11 protein-coding genes and 1 pseudogene are annotated in these 16606 nt (G+C 66.9%); 6 read left to right on the top strand and 6 right to left on the bottom strand.

Translation table 11 applies throughout. The features are described from left to right. The first annotated feature begins 76 nt into the window (after window positions 1-76). Window positions 77-1486 (top strand): L-seryl-tRNA(Sec) selenium transferase, encoded by a 1410-nt coding sequence (selA, locus tag RND78_RS20140; RefSeq protein ID WP_312731644.1) that lies wholly within the window; start codon window positions 77-79, stop codon window positions 1484-1486. Window positions 1487-1671: 185 nt separating this feature from the next. Here selA and phnE read toward each other — a convergent pair whose 3' ends face one another. The 5 genes and pseudogenes from phnE to RND78_RS20115 form a co-directional block, all read right to left on the bottom strand. Continuing rightward, the gene (gene phnE / locus RND78_RS20135; protein WP_312731730.1) at window positions 1672-2421 is read right to left on the bottom strand and encodes a phosphonate ABC transporter, permease protein PhnE; all 750 of its coding nucleotides are present in this window, start codon (window positions 2419-2421) and stop codon (window positions 1672-1674) included. Between the two features lie 33 nt (window positions 2422-2454). Then, window positions 2455-3267 (bottom strand): annotated as a pseudogene (locus RND78_RS20130) (PhnE/PtxC family ABC transporter permease); the annotation flags it as partial. After that, window positions 3261-4070 carry an ATP-binding cassette domain-containing protein gene (locus tag RND78_RS20125; protein WP_312731642.1) on the bottom strand — a complete coding sequence of 270 codons (810 nt, stop codon included), beginning with the start codon at window positions 4068-4070 and terminating at the stop codon, window positions 3261-3263. The pseudogene RND78_RS20130 and the gene RND78_RS20125, both read right to left, overlap by 7 nt. Continuing rightward, window positions 4067-4915, bottom strand: a complete 849-nt coding sequence (locus tag RND78_RS20120) for a putative selenate ABC transporter substrate-binding protein (protein WP_312731641.1) — start codon at window positions 4913-4915, stop codon at window positions 4067-4069. The genes RND78_RS20125 and RND78_RS20120 overlap by 4 nt, the downstream gene beginning before the upstream one ends. Window positions 4916-5113: 198 nt before the next feature. After that, a complete protein-coding gene (locus RND78_RS20115) occupies window positions 5114-7042 on the bottom strand; it encodes a transglycosylase SLT domain-containing protein (protein WP_312731640.1) in 1929 nt (642 codons plus the stop codon). A 210-nt stretch (window positions 7043-7252) separates the two neighbouring features. On the opposite strand from RND78_RS20115, the gene RND78_RS20110 reads away from it, so the two are divergent. Beyond that, complete coding sequence (locus tag RND78_RS20110; protein ID WP_312731639.1) at window positions 7253-9151, top strand: ATP-binding cassette domain-containing protein; 1899 nt, start codon at window positions 7253-7255, stop codon at window positions 9149-9151. A 161-nt stretch (window positions 9152-9312) separates the two neighbouring features. On the opposite strand, the gene RND78_RS20105 is transcribed toward RND78_RS20110, so the two are convergent. Continuing rightward, complete coding sequence (locus RND78_RS20105; RefSeq protein ID WP_007162381.1) at window positions 9313-9753, bottom strand: universal stress protein; 441 nt, start codon at window positions 9751-9753, stop codon at window positions 9313-9315. A 414-nt stretch (window positions 9754-10167) separates the two neighbouring features. Between RND78_RS20105 and fadB the strand changes: the two genes are divergently transcribed. The 4 genes from fadB to topA all read left to right on the top strand — a co-directional run bounded on the left by fadB (window position 10168) and on the right by topA (window position 16589). Continuing rightward, the gene (gene fadB, locus RND78_RS20100) at window positions 10168-12315 is read left to right on the top strand and encodes a fatty acid oxidation complex subunit alpha FadB (protein ID WP_312731637.1); all 2148 of its coding nucleotides are present in this window, start codon (window positions 10168-10170) and stop codon (window positions 12313-12315) included. Between the two features lie 18 nt (window positions 12316-12333). Then, complete coding sequence (fadA, locus tag RND78_RS20095) at window positions 12334-13512, top strand: acetyl-CoA C-acyltransferase FadA (RefSeq protein ID WP_312731635.1); 1179 nt, start codon at window positions 12334-12336, stop codon at window positions 13510-13512. A 69-nt stretch (window positions 13513-13581) separates the two neighbouring features. Further along, the gene (locus tag RND78_RS20090) at window positions 13582-13833 is read left to right on the top strand and encodes a DUF1653 domain-containing protein (RefSeq protein WP_312731634.1); all 252 of its coding nucleotides are present in this window, start codon (window positions 13582-13584) and stop codon (window positions 13831-13833) included. A gap of 149 nt (window positions 13834-13982) precedes the next feature. Then, window positions 13983-16589 (top strand): type I DNA topoisomerase, encoded by a 2607-nt coding sequence (gene topA, locus RND78_RS20085; protein ID WP_312731633.1) that lies wholly within the window; start codon window positions 13983-13985, stop codon window positions 16587-16589. Window positions 16590-16606: the final 17 nt, after the last annotated feature.

Raw genomic sequence — 16606 nt, 5'->3', positions numbered from 1 at the left:
AGCAGCCCGACGCATGCTGGGCGACCCGTCGCCGGTTCGGGCTACACTGGGGCTCGACTCGACCCGAGAGGCCTTCATGACCGCCATCCGCCTGCCGTCCATCGACCGCCTGCTGCGCCATCCCGCTTCGCGTCCGCTGGAGGAGCGCCACGGTCGCGAGCTGGTCCTTGGCGGCTATCGTTCGCTGCTGGACGACCTGCGCGACGCCCTGCGGGCCGGCACCCTGACCGCCGTAGAGGTGGAAGAGGGCGTGCTGGCCGGCCGCCTGGGCGAGCGCCTGGCCCTGAGCAGCCGGCCGCGGGTGCGGCGGGTATTCAACCTCACCGGCACGGTGTTGCACACCAACCTGGGGCGGGCGCTGCTGGCGGAAGAGGCCATCGCCGCGGTGACCCAGGCCGCGCGCCAGCCGATGAATCTGGAGTTCGACCTAGCCACCGGCAAGCGTGGCGATCGCGACGACCTGGTGGCCGAGCTGGTGCGCGAACTCACCGGTGCCGAGGCGGTGACCGTGGTCAACAACAACGCCGCGGCGGTATTGCTGGCCCTGCACGCCATCGGCGCGCGCAAGGAAGGGGTGCTGTCCCGCGGCGAGCTGATCGAGATCGGTGGTGCCTTCCGCATCCCCGACATCATGGCCCGCGCCGGAGTCAAGCTGGTGGAGGTGGGTACCACCAATCGCACCCATGCCCGTGACTATGAAGCCGCCATCGGCCCGCGCACCGCGCTGCTGATGCGGGTGCACACCAGCAACTACAGCGTCCAGGGCTTTACCGCCAGCGTGGCCACAGCGGAGCTGGCCGCCATCGCTCGCGCCCACGACGTTCCCTTGCTGGAGGACTTGGGCAGCGGCACCCTGGTGGACCTGACCCGCTGGGGCCTGCCCGCCGAACCCACGGTGCAGCAGGCCCTGCGCGACGGGGCGGATCTGGTGACCTTCAGTGGCGACAAGCTGCTCGGCGGCCCCCAGTGCGGCCTGATCGTCGGTCGTCGGGACCTCGTCGAACGCATCAAGAAGAATCCGGTCAAGCGGGCGTTGCGGGTCGACAAGCTGACCCTGGCCGCCCTGGAGGCGACCCTGGCGCTCTACCGCGATCCGGATCGGCTGGCCGAGCGGCTGCCCACCCTGCGCCTGCTGTCGCGCCCGGCCGAGGAGATCACCGCCCAGGCCGAGCGGCTGCTACCCACCTTCGCCGCCGTGCTGGGCGAGACCTATGCCGTGAGCGTCGAGCCGGCGCTGGGCATGATCGGTAGCGGTGCCCAGCCCGTGGCCCGCCTGCCTGGCGCGGCGCTGTGCTGTCGCCCCCAGGTCAGCAAGCGCCTGCGGGGGCGTGCCCTGCGGCAGTTGGAGGAAGGCCTGCGCCAGCTACTCATCCCGGTGGTGGGACGGATCGACGCCGACGCCCTCTGGCTGGACCTGCGCCAACTCGACGATGAAGCCGCCTTCCTCGCCCAGTTGCCAGCGCTGCTGCTGCCGGAGATTCGCTAAGAGCCTGTTCAAAGGCTCGCGAGCTAGAGCCAAACAAGGCGAAAAGAACTGAGGAAGCGGATCGGACCCGCGCTCGGGTTTACGAATGGTAAATGAGCATTTCGACGGGGCCGCCTAGGCGGGGCTGGCGACCCAGGGTCTTTTCAACGCCGTTTGGCCGACGCGCAGCAGCCTTTGAATAGGCTCTAACGAACGACCCAGCGCTGCCGGGCCCAGTTGCTCAGCAGATCCACGCCCAGCACCAGCACCAGCATGCCGAGGATCACGGTAGCGGCCTGGGCCTGCTGAAACAGGCTCAGGCTGAAATACAGCTGTTGTCCCAGGCCACCGGCACCGACGAAGCCGAGGATGCTGGCCATGCGGATGTTGTTTTCCCAGCGATAGAGCAGATAGGCCAGCAATTGCGGCCAGACTGCCGGCAGGGTGCCGTAGAGAAAGGCCGCTATCGCGCCGCCGCCAGCCAGGCGGATGGCCTCGGCCGGCGCCTTGGGGGTGTTTTCCAGGGCTTCGGCGAACAGCCGGCCGAGTACCCCGGCGGTGTGCAGGGCCAGGGCCAGGGTACCGGCGTTGGGCCCCAGCCCTGCCGCCAGCACCATCAGCGCTGCCCAGACCAGCTCGGGTACGGCGCGCAGGGCATTGAGCAACAGCCGCGCCAGGGCCAGGGCGGTCAGGCCGAAACGACCGGCGGCCGGCAACGCCAGCAGCAGCCCCAGCAATCCTGCGAGCAGGGTGCCCAGGGCCGACATCGCCAGGGTTTCCACTGCGCCCCGGACCACAGCCGTCAGTTGGGCGAGGGAGAAATCGGGCTTCAGGAAGTCGGCCAGGAAGCTGCCCATCTGGCGCAAAGCACGGGCGCTCAGCAATTCGCCGAAGGCGGTGCCCAGGTAGTTGGTGGACGCGAGCAGGGCGACGATCATCGCCGCTATCGTCAGCACTCCGCGGCCACGGCCCTGGCTGCGCTCCACCTGGCGCAGCAGGCGACTGAGCACATCGGCCAGCAGCACCAGCACCAGGAAGGTCAGCAACAGGCTGGCCACCTCGCCGCCGGCGAACATGCGCAACGACAGGTCGACCTGCTGGCCGAGGCCGCCGGCGCCGACGAAGCCCATCACCACCGAGGCGCGGATGGCGCACTCCCAGCGATAGACGCTGTAGGAAATCATCTCCCCGGCGGCGTTGGGCAACACGCCATAGACGAAGGCCTGCAGACGACCGGCGCCCTGCAGCAGCAAGGCGCGCGCCGGGCGTGGATCGACCGATTCGAAGATCTCCGCATAGACCTTGCCCAGCATGCCGCCGTAGGTGATGGCGATGGCCAGCACCCCGGCGGTGGGGCCCAGGCCCACGGCGCGGACGAACAGCAGCGCCCAGACGATCTCCGGCACGCTGCGTAGCACGATCAGCACCCCACGGACCAGACCGCGGGGCACCCGCGGCAGCTGTCCCGGGCGACCGGCGCGGGGCAGCGCGGAGATCGACAGGGCGCGGGTGGCGAGCAGGGCGGCGGGCAGGGCGATCAGCGCGGCCAGGGCCATGCCCAGGCTGGCGATGGCCAGGGTTTCCAGGGTGGCGCGGCCCAGCACGGCAAGGAAGTCGGCGTCATGGGCGGGTGGCCAGAAGCCGGCGAGAAAGTGGCCCATGGTGCGGGCGTTGTCGCCGCTGAAGAGGCCGAGCAGATCGAATTCCGCCAGGTGTAGCGTCGGCCAGGCCAGCAGCAGGGCCAGCAGGGTCAGCAGCAGGCGGGGGCGGGCAGCGGGGTCCCGGTGGGGCGGATTCAGCATCGCGGCAGGTCGAGGAGCGTCTCGGCCGTGGCCGGCGCAGCGGGCGCCGGGGCGGGGTTCAGCCCCTCGTTGGCATAGAGCGCGGCGAGATCGTCCGTCGTCACGGCGCTGGCGGGCTTGTCCCACAGTAGCCGCCCGGCGCGCAGGCCGAGGATGCGGGGGAAGCGTTGCAGGGCCAGTTCGACGTTGTGCAGGCTGGTGACCAGGGTGGTGCCCTGGCGGGTCGCGGCGTCGCGCAGCACCTCCAGGGTGTGACCGGCCAGCACCGGGTCCATGGCCGACACGGGTTCGTCGGCGAGCAGCAGTTGCGGCTGCTGGTAGAGCGCCCGGGCGATACCGATACGCTGCAACTGGCCACCGGACAGTTGATCGCAGGAGGCGTAGAGACGGTCAGCCAGGTCCAGCGGCGCCAGGGCTGCGGCGGCCCCGGCACGATCCAGCGGATGCACCAGGCTGACCAGGCTGCGCGCCAGCGACCACTGGCCGAGCCGCCCGGCGAGCACCGCGGTGATGACTCTCTGGCGGGCCGGCAGCGGGGGTGCCTGGTGGATGAGACCGATGCGGGCGCGCAACTGGCGCCGCGCCCGGTTGCCGAGGGCCCAGGGGTCTTCGCCGAGCAGCTCCAGTTGCCCGGCGACCGGCCGCAGCCCGGTGGCCAGCAGCCGCAGCAGGCTGGTCTTGCCTGCCCCGGAGGGGCCGATCAGGGCGACCTGCTCGCCCTGCTCCAGGCGCAGGTCGAGATCGGCCAGGGCGGGCGAGCCATCGGCGTGTACCAGCGTCACGCCCCTGAGGGCGAGACTCACTTGAGCAGGCCGGCCGCCAGGGCGGAAGCCTCGATGCCCTTGTAGTTATCCGGCGAGGTCGGCACGAAGCGGCTGGCCGCCTGCAGGTCGAGGATCGCCTTGTCCGCCGGCTTGGCCGGGTCCAGGTCGAGGAAGGCCTGCTTGATCTTGGCCGCCAGTTGCGGGTCGAGGTTGCCGCGTACCGTCCAGTTGTAGTCGTAGTAGGGCGGGGTGGTGGCGATCACCCGTACCTTGTCGGTGTCGACCTTGCCGGCATCGACCAGCTTCTTCCACACCGAGGCGTTGAGCACCCCGGCATCGGCCTTGCCGGCGGCGACCCAGGCAACGGTAGCGTCGTGGGCACCGGAATAGGCCACCCGCGAGAAGAACTGCTCGGGGACGATGCCGTCCTCTTGCAGGAAGTAGCGCGGCATCAGGCTGCCCGAGGTCGAGGAGACCGAACCGAAGGCGAAGGTCTTGCCCTTGAGGTCCTGCAGGGTCTGCACGGCCGGGTCGGCGGTGATGAACTTGCTGGTGAACTGCTGATCTTCCTCGCGCTGCACCAGGGGAATCATCGGCGCCTTGCGCTGGGCCTGGACGAAGGTGAAGCCGCCGAACCAGGCCAGGTCCAGGCGATCCGCGGCCATGGCTTCCACCACGCCGGCATAGTCGGAGACCGGCACGAATTTCACCGGCATGCCCAGGCGCTGCTCCAGGTATTCACCCAGGGGCTTGAACTTACGGATCAGCTCGGTGGGCGCCTCGTCGGGAATGGCCGAGACGCGCAGTTCGTCGGCGGCGTGGGAGAGCAGGGAAGTCAGGGACAGGGCCAGGCCTGCTGCCAGGGCCAGCGAACGCTTGAGCATGGGTTTCTCCGGTTCAATAGCGGAAAAAAGGGGGCTGCAGTATAGGGGGTGGCGCTGCTTTGCGCAGCCCGCACCAGGGACCAAGCTCGGCGGGATCAGGCGGTCGGGCGCTGGAAGGGCCCTGGCGTGCGGCTGGGCAGCGGACTCGGTTGTGCCTTCGAGTCCGCTGGGCTGGTATCAGGGCTAGCCTGGCGGCACTCAGGTCTCGTCGAAGAAGCGCTCGTTCCAGTCCACCAGCGGTTGCGGTGCGTTGAGCTTCTGGCCGTAGATCACCGCATAGGCCAGCACGTTCTGCACGTACTGCCGGGTCTCGTCGAAGGGAATGGTCTCCACCCAGACGTCGAAGGCCAGGTGGCGCGCGCCGCTCAGCCAGCGCTTCACCCGGCCGGGACCGGCGTTGTAGGCCGCCGAGGCCAGCACCCGGTTGCCGTTGAACTGGGCATGGACCATGGACAGGTAGGCGGTACCCAGCTGGATGTTCTTCTCCGGCGTCAGTGCCTGTTGCGGCGAGGCCAGAGGGATGGCGAACTTGCTGGCGGTATGGCTGGCGGTGGCCGGCATCAGTTGCATCAGGCCCATGGCGCCCACCCCGGAGCGGGCATCGGCCATGAAGCCGCTCTCCTGGCGGGTGATGGCGAACACCCAGCTGCTGTGCAGGCCGCGGGTCTGGGCCTCGCGCACGAAGCTTTCCCGATAGGCGATGGGGAAGCGGATGTCCAGGTCGTCCCAGTACTTGGCCAGGCTGATGGTGCGGATCGCCGGGAAGTACCACTGCATGTCGTAGGCCAGGCGCGCCTGGGCGACCAGCTCGTCGCGGTTGAAGTGGCGGCTGACGTAGAACCACTCGCGGCGGGCATTGATCGGCTCGCCCCGGGCGATGAATTCCAGGGCGCGCTGCACGCCGGGGGTGTTGCGTACCTTGCGCTTGAGCGCTTCGCTCAGCACCAGCGGCTTGTTGTTGAGTTGATAGGGCGCCTTGCTGCGGTCGGCGGCGAGGAAGCCATAGTAGTCCCGCTCGCGACTGACCTCGGCGTATTCGCGCAGCACCGCCGGACTCTGCGGCTGCATCAGCTCCAGGGTGCGGGCGCGCCAGTATTCCCAGCGATTGGCCTTCGCCAGGCTCGGCGGGAAGCGCTCGATCAGGGCGTGGGCATCGCTCCAGCGACCCAGGCGCAGGAGCAGCCGGGCGCGCCATTCGCTGACGTCGTCGTCGCGTAGCTCGGGGTCGTAGCGCTCCATCAGCGGCAGGGCGCGCGGATCGAAGTTCTTCGCCAGGGTCAGGCCGATCTGGCGGGCGATGGCGACCTTCTCGTCACGGGTGAAGGGCATGCGCTGGCTGTAGACGTCGAGCAGGCTCATGGCCTGTTCCGGGTCCTGGCGCGCCAGCTTGCGCAGGCCCAGGCCGACCACGTCGGCGAGGCTCTCGCTGGCCGGGGCGAAGGCCTGGACGTTGGCGATCTGCTGCGGCTTCTGGGCCACCTCGATCAGGCGCTGGGCCTGGCCGGACAGCGTCGGCAACTGGGCCATCAGGGTGCGCACCAGGCCGTACTCGCCCTTGTCGGCGGCCAGCTTGGCGCGCTCCCAGACACGCTCCTCGGTGAGCTGGCCACGCGCCGCCCAGGCTTGGAACAGACCGTCGCAGGTAGTCGGCTGGGCCTTGCCCACCAGCCAGTATTTTTCCGCCAGCTTGAAGCCCTCGCTGGCATCGCCCTGGGCGATCAGGTACTGGCCGTGCAGGCAGTCCAGCTCGGTGAAGTTGTAGTCGGGCGAATAGTATTTCTCGAAACGATTCCAGTCGCCGCGGTCGGCCAGGCTGCGCAGCCAGCGCAGACGCAGCCAGTTGGACTGCGGCAGGTCGCCGTGCTCGGTGAGAAAGGTCTCGATCTCGGCGTCGCTGGCGCCGGGGACGCGCTTGATCAGCTCGTCGTAGGCCAGGTAGGGCTCCAGCGGATAGGTGCGCAGCTCGCCGCGATTGGCCAGGTAGACACTGGCGTCGCCCCGGTCCAGTGCCGCCTTGGCCTGGTCGTAGAGTTGCCGCTGCTGCTCCAGGGGAGCGGCTTGCGAAGTGGTGGAGCCGATCAACGGAGCGAGGAGCAGGGGCAGGATGACGAACAGGCGACCGCGCATGGGAATTCCGTAAAAGCTGGATGCGGAGGGGGTGGCGCGCACTGCTCAAGGCAGGTGGCCGACCCGTCACGGGGCAGTCTAGCTTACGTGCCGGCGCCAGACGGCGAAAGCGGCGCGGATCGCCTGCCGTCGGGTGGTGCGTACGTTTCGCCGGCCGGCGCTGGGGGGGCGTCTCTGCTAGACTGGCTGGCCTTTTTCGCGGAGAAACCCATGGCGCTGCTCAAGTTCACCAACGTATCCCTGGCCTTTGGCGTCACCCCCTTGCTGGACGGGGTGTCCTGGCAGATCGAGCGGGGCGAGCGGGTATGCATCATCGGCCGCAACGGCACTGGTAAATCCAGCCTGCTGCGCATCGTCAAGGGCGAGCAGCAGGCCGATGACGGCGAAGTCTGGCGCGCCCCGGCGCTGAAGATCGGCGAGCTGCCGCAGGAATTGCCGCGAGCCGACGACCGCACGGTGTTCGACGTGGTGGCCGCGGGCCTGGCCGGCGTCGGCGAACTGCTCGCCGAGTATCACCACCTGACCCAGGACACCAGCGGCGAGCTGGATATGGACCAGCTCATGCGCGTGCAGCAGGAGCTGGAAGCCCGCGACGGCTGGCGCCTGCAGCAACTGGTGGAAAGCACCCTGAGCCGACTGCAACTGCCGGCCGACAAGACCCTGGCCGAGCTCTCCGGCGGCTGGCGGCGGCGCGTGCTGCTGGCCCAGGCCCTGGTGGCCGAGCCCGACCTGCTGCTGCTCGACGAACCTACCAACCACCTGGACATCGGCGCCATCGCCTGGCTGGAAGACGCCCTGCGCGGCTATCCCGGCGCCGTGCTGTTCATCACCCACGACCGCGCCTTCCTCCAGGCCCTGGCCACCCGCATCCTCGAACTGGATCGCGGCAACCTGATCGATTGGCAGGGCGACTACGCCAGCTTCCTGGTGCACAAGGAACAGCAACTGGCTGCGGAAGAAACCGCCAATACCCTGTTCGACAAGCGCCTGGCCCAGGAAGAGGTGTGGATTCGCCAGGGCATCAAGGCCCGCCGCACCCGCAACGAAGGCCGTGTCCGCGCCCTCAAGGCCATGCGCAACGAGCGCAGCGAGCGCCGTGAGCGCCAGGGCAAGGCCAACCTCCTGCTGGAGACGGCGGACAAGTCCGGCAAGCAGGTCATCCTCGCCGAGCACATGAGCTATGCCCATCCCGGCGGCGAGCCGCTGATCCGCGATCTGACCCTGCTGATCCAGCGCGGCGACCGCATCGGCCTGCTCGGCCCCAACGGTTCCGGCAAGACCACCCTGCTCAAGCTGCTGCTGGGCGACCTGCAGCCCACCGCCGGTACCATCCAGTACGGCACCAAGTTGGAAATCGCCTATTTCGACCAGTTGCGCCTGCAACTGGAACCGGAGAAGACGGTGATCGACAACCTCGCCGAAGGTCGCGAATTCATCACCATCAACGGCCAGGATCGCCATGTACTGAGCTACCTGGGCGACTTCCTGTTCAGCCCCCAGCGTGCCCGTACCCCGGTCAAGGCGCTGTCCGGCGGCGAGCGGGCGCGGCTGTTGCTGGCCAAGCTGTTCAGCAAGCCGGCCAACCTGCTGGTGCTGGACGAACCCACCAACGACCTCGACGTCGAGACTCTGGAATTGCTCGAAGAGGTGCTGCTGAGCTTCGAGGGAACCGTGCTGATGGTCAGCCACGACCGGGCCTTCCTCGACAACGTGGTGACCAGCACCCTGGTATTCGAAGGGGAAGGGCGGGTTCAGGAATACGTGGGCGGCTACCAGGATTGGTTGCGCCAGGGCGGCTCGCCACGCCTGCTCGGGGTGCAGACCCGTGAAGACAAGCCGGCACCGGCCGCCAAGGTCGAGCCCGCACCGGTCGCCGCGGCCGCCGCACCGGCCAAGCGCAAGCTCAGCTACAAGGAGCAGCGTGAACTGGATGCCCTGCCAGCCGCGATCGAGACCGCGGAAATCGAGCTGGAAGCCTTGCAGACCGCCATCGCCGACCCGGGTTTCTATCAGCTGCCGGCCGAGGTTACCCAGGCCAAGCTCGCCCGCCTGGACGAGCTGCAGGCGGAGCTGGATCGCCTCATCGAGCGCTGGGCCGAGCTGGAGTAATCCAGCTCGGTTGCGGACTTGGAGCCCGTTCAAAGTCTCGCGAGCTAGAGCCAAACAAGGCGAAAAGATCTGAGGAAGCGGAGTTTACGAATGGTAAATGAGCATTCCGAAGGTCTTTTCAACGCCGTTTGGCCGACGCGCAGCAGACTTTGAACAGGCTCTTAGGCCTTGTCTTTCTTCAGAGCTACCGCGAGGGTATCGCAGGGCGCCCCGTGCAGCAGGTCGTTGGACGTCGAGCCCAGCAAGAGCGCCAGACCGTGACGACCATGGCTGCCGACCACGATGAGGTCGCAGCCCTGTTCCTTGGCCATGCGGTGGATCTCCTGGCGCGGCTGACCATAGGCCAGCACGCAATTGCCGGCCAGCTCCGCATACTGGGTGGTGAAACCGTCCAGTCGCTCACGGGCCTGTTCGATCTGCTGCTGCTGCAGCGACGACAGGTCCATGGGCACGTCACCGCCGAAGGCCATGGCCATGGGCTCGACCACGTGCACCAGCGACACCTTGCTGCCACAGCACTGACCCAGCGCCACCGCACGCCGGATCACCGGCTGGCAATCCTCGGTCAGGTCGACTGCGACCAATATGTGTTGGTAGGCCATACACCTCTCTCCTTCATGATAGGGCGCCAGACCGTACCGTGGCTGACGCTCGATTCGCGGACTTCAGGCTTCAGCGGGAAAGCGCCGGCACTCGCGCGGCGGCTTTTCAGCCAGACTCCAGTCCACCTGTAGTTTCGACTCCAGGAGTCGGGGATAGCTCCACGGCTATCTTGCACAGAAGCGCGGCAAGCTCAAGCGCCCACCGCTCGAACCTCCAACTACGCTTTCCCTGTGCGTCCCAATTGACAAGCGCACGCTTTTGCCAGAAGGTTGTGCGAGCCGTTCAAACGGTTGTATGAATTTTCGCCCCGGCCTGCCGGTGCCCTCCACAGAACAATATCGGGGCTGGCGATTCTCGGCTTCCAACTGAAGCTGCCGCCCGCCTCGCGACCAGGACTCAAGGGAGACCCGCTGATGATTTTCGAAGGCAAAGCCCTTTCGGTGCGCGACGTGGAGGACGGCATCGCCGAACTTCGCTTCGACCTCCAAGGTGAATCGGTCAACAAGTTCAGCGCCATCACCCTGCGCGAATTCCGCCAGGCCGTGGATGCCCTGAAAGCCCACGCCGGCCTGCGCGGCGTCATCGTCACCAGCGGCAAGGACGTCTTCATCGTCGGCGCCGACATCACCGAATTCGTCGAGATGTTCAGCCGACCGACCGAAGAGCTGCAGGCTGGCATCGCCGAGATCAACCGCATCTTCAACGACTTCGAAGACCTGCCGGTGCCCACCGTGGCCGCCGTGGGCGGCATCGCCCTGGGTGGCGGTTGCGAGATGACCCTGGCCGCCGACTACCGGGTGCTGAGCACTGCGGCCCGCATCGGCCTGCCGGAAGTCAAGCTGGGCATCTACCCGGGCTGGGGCGGCACCGTGCGCCTGCCGCGCCTGATCGGCAGCGACAACGCCATCGAGTGGATCGCCTCCGGCAAGGAAAACGACGCGACTACCGCCCTCAAGGTCGGCGTGGCCGATGCCGTGGTGGCCCCCGAGCACCTGTTCGACGCGGCCCTGGACCTGGTCCGCCGCGCCGCCGCCGGCGAGCTGGACTACCGTGCCAAGCGCAAGCCCAAGCTGGAGAAGCTGCAGCTCAACGCCATCGAAGCCATGATGGCCTTCGAATCGGCCAAGGGCTTCGTCGCCAGCCAGGCCGGCCCGCACTATCCGGCGCCGCTGGAAGCCATCAAGTCCATCCAGAAGTCCGCCAACTATGGCCGCGACAAGGCCCTGGAAGTCGAGGGCGCCGGTTTCGCCAAGATGGCCCAGACCTCGGTCTCCGCCAGCCTGGTCGGCCTGTTCCTCAACGACCAGGCGCTCAAGCGCAAGGCCAAGGGACTGGAGAAGCTGGCCGCGCCGGTCAAGCTGACCAGCGTGCTGGGCGCCGGCATCATGGGTGGCGGCATCGCCTACCAGTCCGCGCTCAAGGGCACGCCGATCCTGATGAAGGACATCCGTGACGAAGCCCTGGAGCTGGGCTTGAGCGAAGCCAGCAAGCTGCTCAACAAGCGCGTCGAGAAGGGCCGCCTGGAGCCGGTGAAGATGGCCGAGGCACTCAACCGTATCCGCCCGACCCTGTCCTATGGCGACTTCAAGAGCGTCGACCTGGTGGTCGAGGCCGTGGTGGAGAATCCCAAGGTCAAGCAGGCCGTGCTGGCCGAAGTGGAAGGCCAGGTGCGCGAGGACGCCATCCTCACCTCCAACACCTCCACCATCTCCATCAGCCTGCTGGCCCAGGCGCTCAAGCGCCCGGAAAACTTCTGCGGCATGCACTTCTTCAACCCGGTGCACATGATGCCCCTGGTCGAAGTGATCCGCGGCGAGAAGACCAGCGAGAAGGCCATCGCCACCACCGTGGCCTATGCCCGCCAGATGGGCAAGAACCCCATCGTGGTCAACGACTGCCCCGGTTTCCTGGTCAATCGCATCCTCTTCCCCTACTTCGGCGGCTTCGCCGCGCTGTTGGCCCAGGGCGCCGATTTCCAGCGCGTCGACCGGCTGATGGAGAAGTTCGGCTGGCCCATGGGCCCGGCCTACCTGATGGACGTGGTCGGCATGGATACCGCCCACCACGCTCGCGACGTCATGGCCGAGGGCTTCCCCGAGCGCATGAAGGAAAGTCGCAAGACCGCGGTGGACGCCCTTTACGAAGCCCAGCGCTTCGGCCAGAAGAACGGCAAGGGCTTCTATGTCTACGAGACCGACAAGAAGGGCAAGCCGAAGAAGGTCGCCGATCCGGCCGTGGCCGAGGTGCTGGCACCGGTCACCTACGAACAGCGTGAGTTCACCGACGAGGAGATCGTCGAGCGCATGATGGTGCCGCTGTGCCTGGAAGCCGTGCGCTGCCTGGAAGACGGCATCGTCGACAGCGCCGCCGAGGCCGACATGGGCCTGATCTACGGCATCGGCTTCCCCCCCTTCCGGGGTGGTGCGCTGCGCTACATCGACAGCCTCGGCGTGGCCGAATTCGTCGCCATGGCCGATAAGTATGCCGACCTCGGGCCGCTGTACCACCCGACCCCCAAACTCCGCGAAATGGCCGCCGCCGGCCAGCGCTTCTTTGGTTGAGCCAGGAGCCAGAACAAGATGAGCCTTAATCCGAGAGACGTCGTCATCGTCGACTTCGCCCGCACACCCATGGGTCGTTCCAAGGGCGGCATGCACCGCAATACCCGCGCCGAGACCCTGTCCGCGCGGCTGATCGATGCGGTCCTCGACCGCAATCCCCAGGTCAATCCGGCCGAGGTGGAGGACGTGATCTGGGGCTGCGTCAACCAGACCCTGGAGCAGGGTTGGAACATCGCCCGCATGGCCTCGCTGCTGACCCGCATCCCGCACACCAGCGGCGCCCAGACGGTGAGCCGCCTGTGCGGTTCCTCCATGAGCGCCCTGCACACCGCCGCCCAGGCGATCCAGACCGGCAACGGCGACGTCTTCGTCGTCGGCGGGGTGGAGCACATGGGCCACGTCGGCATGATGCACGGCGTCGACCCGAATCCCCAGCTGTCGCTGCACGCCGCCAAGGCGTCCGGCATGATGGGCCTGACCGCCGAGATGCTGGGCAAGATGCACGGCATCACCCGCGAGGCCCAGGACCAGTTCGGTTACCGCTCGCACCAGCTGGCCTGGAAGGCCACCCAGGAAGGCAAGTTCAAGGAAGAGATCATTCCCCTGGAAGGTCATGACGAGAACGGCTTCCTCAAGGTCTTCGATTTCGACGAGACCATTCGCCCGGAAACCACCGTCGAGGGCTTGGCCGCGCTGAAACCGGCGTTCAACCCCAAGGGCGGCACCGTGACCGCCGGTACCTCCTCGCAGATCACCGATGGTGCCTCCTGCATGCTGGTCATGTCGGCCCAACGCGCCCAGGACCTGGGTCTGCAGCCGCTGGCGAAGATCCGCTCCATGGCGGTGGCCGGCGTCGATCCGGCGATCATGGGCTACGGTCCGGTGCCGGCGTCGCAGAAGGCGCTCAAGCGCGCCGGCCTGACCATCGCCGACATCGACTTCATCGAGCTCAACGAGGCCTTCGCCGCCCAGGCCCTGCCGGTGCTGAAGGATCTCAAGGTACTCGACAAGATGGACGAGAAGGTCAACCTGCACGGCGGCGCCATCGCCCTGGGTCACCCCTTCGGTTGCTCTGGCGCCCGGATTTCAGGCACGCTGTTAAATGTCATGAAACAGAATGACGGCACCTTCGGTCTGGCCACCATGTGCGTGGGTCTCGGCCAGGGCATCACCACGGTGTTCGAACGCCTGCGCTGATCCGCGGCGTGCGTCATCCGACCGGGGCGCCCCCAGGGCTGCCCCGGTTTTCTTTTTTCGAGGTGGAACATGGCATTGCAGACGGGACTCTACCGGCACTACAAAGGTCAGCAGTATCGGGTGCTGGGTGTGGCCCGGCACTCCGAGACCGAGGAAGAGCTGGTCATCTATCAGGCGCTGTATGGCGAATATGGGCTCTGGGCCCGGCCCCTGAGCATGTTTCGCGAGAGCGTCCAGGTGGATGGCGAGCAGTTGCCGCGCTTCTCGCTGATCAGCGTCGAAGCCGATCCCTTGGGTCTGGAAGCCAAGACCCAGCCTTGACCTTGCCGACATCGCCACTATATATAGCGGTGCCGCGTTGGCCGACCGCCCCCGGCGCACCAGACTGATGTCGGTCTGGTTCTCCATTCGCCGTCCCGGCGCTCGCTCTCCGCTCGCTCATCGCTTTCAAGCAGGAATCTGACTCTCCCATGGGTAAATCGCTGGTCATCGTGGAATCCCCGGCCAAGGCCAAGACCATCAACAAGTACCTGGGCAACCAGTACGTGGTGAAGTCGAGCATCGGCCACATCCGCGACCTCCCCACCAGCGGCGCCGGCACCGCCAAGGAGCCCGCCGCCAGGACGCGCAAGACCGCCTCCGAGGCGCCTGCGCTGTCACCCAAGGAAAAGGCCCGGCGCCAGCTGTTCGCCCGCATGGGCGTCGATCCCGAGCATGGCTGGAAGGCTCACTACGAGATCCTGCCCGGCAAGGAAAAGGTGATCGAGGAACTGCGCCGCCTGGCCAAGGACGCCGACACCGTCTATCTCGCAACCGACTTGGACCGCGAAGGGGAGGCCATCGCCTGGCACCTGCGGGAAGCCATCGGCGGCGACGACTCGCGCTACAAGCGCGTGGTCTTCAACGAGATCACCAAGAAGGCCATCCAGGAGGCCTTCTCCCGGCCCGGCGAGCTGGACATCAATCGCGTCAACGCCCAGCAGGCACGCCGCTTTCTTGATCGCGTGGTCGGCTACATGGTCTCGCCGCTGCTGTGGTCGAAGATCGCCCGTGGCCTGTCCGCCGGTCGGGTGCAGTCGGTAGCGGTCAAGCTGGTGGTGGAGCGCGAGCGCGAGATCCGTGCCTTCGTGCCCGAGGAATACTGGGAAATCCATGCCGACCTGGCCACGCCGAAGAAGGCCCAGGTGCGCTTCGAGGTGGTACGCGAGAAGGGCGAGGCCTTCAAGCCGCTGAACGAAGCCCAGGCCAAGGCGGCCCTGGCCCAGCTGGAGAAGGCTGCCTATCGCATCGCCAAGCGCGAGGACAAGCCGACCAGCAGCAAGCCCTCCGCCCCCTTCATCACCTCCACCCTGCAGCAGGCGGCGAGCAATCGCCTCGGCTTCGGCGTGAAGAAGACCATGATGATGGCCCAGCGTCTCTACGAGGCTGGCTATATCACCTACATGCGTACCGACTCGACCAACCTGTCGGGCGACGCCATCGCCATGGCTCGCGGCTACATCGAGAGCGAATTCGGCAAGCAGTACCTGCCGGAGAAGGCCAACGTCTACGGCAGCCGCGAAGGTGCCCAGGAGGCCCACGAAGCCATCCGGCCGTCCGACGTCAACGTCAAGCCCAACAGCCTGTCGGGCATGGAGCGGGACGCCGAGCGCCTGTACGAGCTGATCTGGCGCCAGTTCCTGGCCTGCCAGATGCCACCGGCCGAATACCTGTCCACCACCGTGACCGCAGCGGCGGGTGACTTCGAGCTGCGCGCCCGTGGCCGTATCCTCAAGTTCGACGGTTATACCCGGGTGCTGCCGCAGCAGAGCAAGCCGGGCGACGACGACGTCCTGCCCGAGATGAAGCAGGGCGAGGATCTGGGCCTGATCAAGCTCGACCCGAGCCAGCACTTCACCAAGCCACCGGCGCGCTTCTCCGAAGCCAGCCTGGTCAAGGAGCTGGAGAAGCGCGGTATCGGCCGGCCGTCCACCTACGCCGCCATCATTTCCACCATCCAGGATCGTGGCTACGTTACGGTACACAATCGCCGTTTCTATGCCGAGAAGATGGGCGACATCGTCACCGATCGACTCAACGAAAGCTTCGCCAACCTGATGGACTTCGGCTTCACCGCCAGCATGGAAGGCAACCTGGACAACGTCGCCCAGGGTGAGCGGGACTGGAAGAATCTGCTCGACGAGTTCTATGGCGACTTCAAGCAGAAGCTGGAAACCGCCGAGGCGGGCGAGAAGGGCATGCGCGCCAACCAGCCGACCCTGACCGACATTCCCTGCCAGCTCTGCGGCCGGCCGATGATGATCCGCACCGCCTCCACCGGCGTCTTCCTCGGCTGCTCGGGCTACGCCCTGCCGCCCAAGGAACGTTGCAAGGCCACCATCAACCTGGTGCCGGGTGACGAGATCGCCGAGGACGACGAGGGCGAATCCGAGTCCCTGGTCCTGCGCGGCAAACACCGCTGTCCCATCTGCAGCACCGCGATGGATGCCTATCTGATCGACGAGCACCGCAAGTTGCACGTCTGCGGCAACAACCCGGACTGCCCGGGCTACGAGATCGAAGAGGGCAGCTACCGCATCAAGGGCTACGAAGGCCCCTCGCTGGAATGCGACAAGTGCGGCAGCGAGATGCAACTCAAGACCGGTCGTTTCGGCAAGTTCTTCGGCTGTACCAACCCGGCCTGCAAGAACACCCGCAAGCTGCTCAAGAACGGCGAGCCGGCCCCGCCGAAGATGGACGCGGTGCCCATGCCGGAGCTGCGCTGCGAGAAGGTCGACGACACCTATGTGCTGCGCGACGGCGCCTCGGGGCTGTTCCTGGCCGCCAGTGGTTTCCCGAAGAATCGCGAGACCCGTGCGCCGTTGGTCAGCGAGTTGCTGCCCCATCGCGACGAGATCGATCCCAAGTACCATTATCTGCTCAGTGCCCCGGTGAAGGATTCCGAAGGCCGTCCGGCGGTGATCCGCTTCAGCCGCAAGACCAAGGAGCAGTACGTACAGACCGAGGTCGAGGGCAAGCCAACCGGCTGGAAGGCCTTCTACGACGGCAAGAAGTGGCAGGTGGAAGAAAAGCGCTGAGGCCAGTCGGCCCCGGC

This window comes from Pseudomonas oryzihabitans, from assembly GCF_032027545.1.
Lineage (GTDB): Bacteria > Pseudomonadota > Gammaproteobacteria > Pseudomonadales > Pseudomonadaceae > Chryseomonas > Chryseomonas oryzihabitans_F.
This window is presented reverse-complemented; position numbering and strand designations above follow the sequence as displayed.

Bases quoted from the DNA above. Each gene is read 5' to 3' on its own strand.
- RND78_RS20105 (WP_007162381.1), bottom strand. From the start codon at position 9,753: ATGGCCTACCAACACATATTGGTCGCAGTCGACCTGACCGAGGATTGC.
- RND78_RS20115 (WP_312731640.1), bottom strand. From the start codon at position 7,042: ATGCGCGGTCGCCTGTTCGTCATCCTGCCCCTGCTCCTCGCTCCGTTG.
- RND78_RS20120 (WP_312731641.1), bottom strand. From the start codon at position 4,915: ATGCTCAAGCGTTCGCTGGCCCTGGCAGCAGGCCTGGCCCTGTCCCTG.
- RND78_RS20090 (WP_312731634.1), top strand. From the start codon at position 13,582: ATGGCATTGCAGACGGGACTCTACCGGCACTACAAAGGTCAGCAGTAT.
- fadA (WP_312731635.1), top strand. From the start codon at position 12,334: ATGAGCCTTAATCCGAGAGACGTCGTCATCGTCGACTTCGCCCGCACA.
- fadB (WP_312731637.1), top strand. From the start codon at position 10,168: ATGATTTTCGAAGGCAAAGCCCTTTCGGTGCGCGACGTGGAGGACGGC.
- topA (WP_312731633.1), top strand. From the start codon at position 13,983: ATGGGTAAATCGCTGGTCATCGTGGAATCCCCGGCCAAGGCCAAGACC.
- selA (WP_312731644.1), top strand. From the start codon at position 77: ATGACCGCCATCCGCCTGCCGTCCATCGACCGCCTGCTGCGCCATCCC.
- RND78_RS20110 (WP_312731639.1), top strand. From the start codon at position 7,253: ATGGCGCTGCTCAAGTTCACCAACGTATCCCTGGCCTTTGGCGTCACC.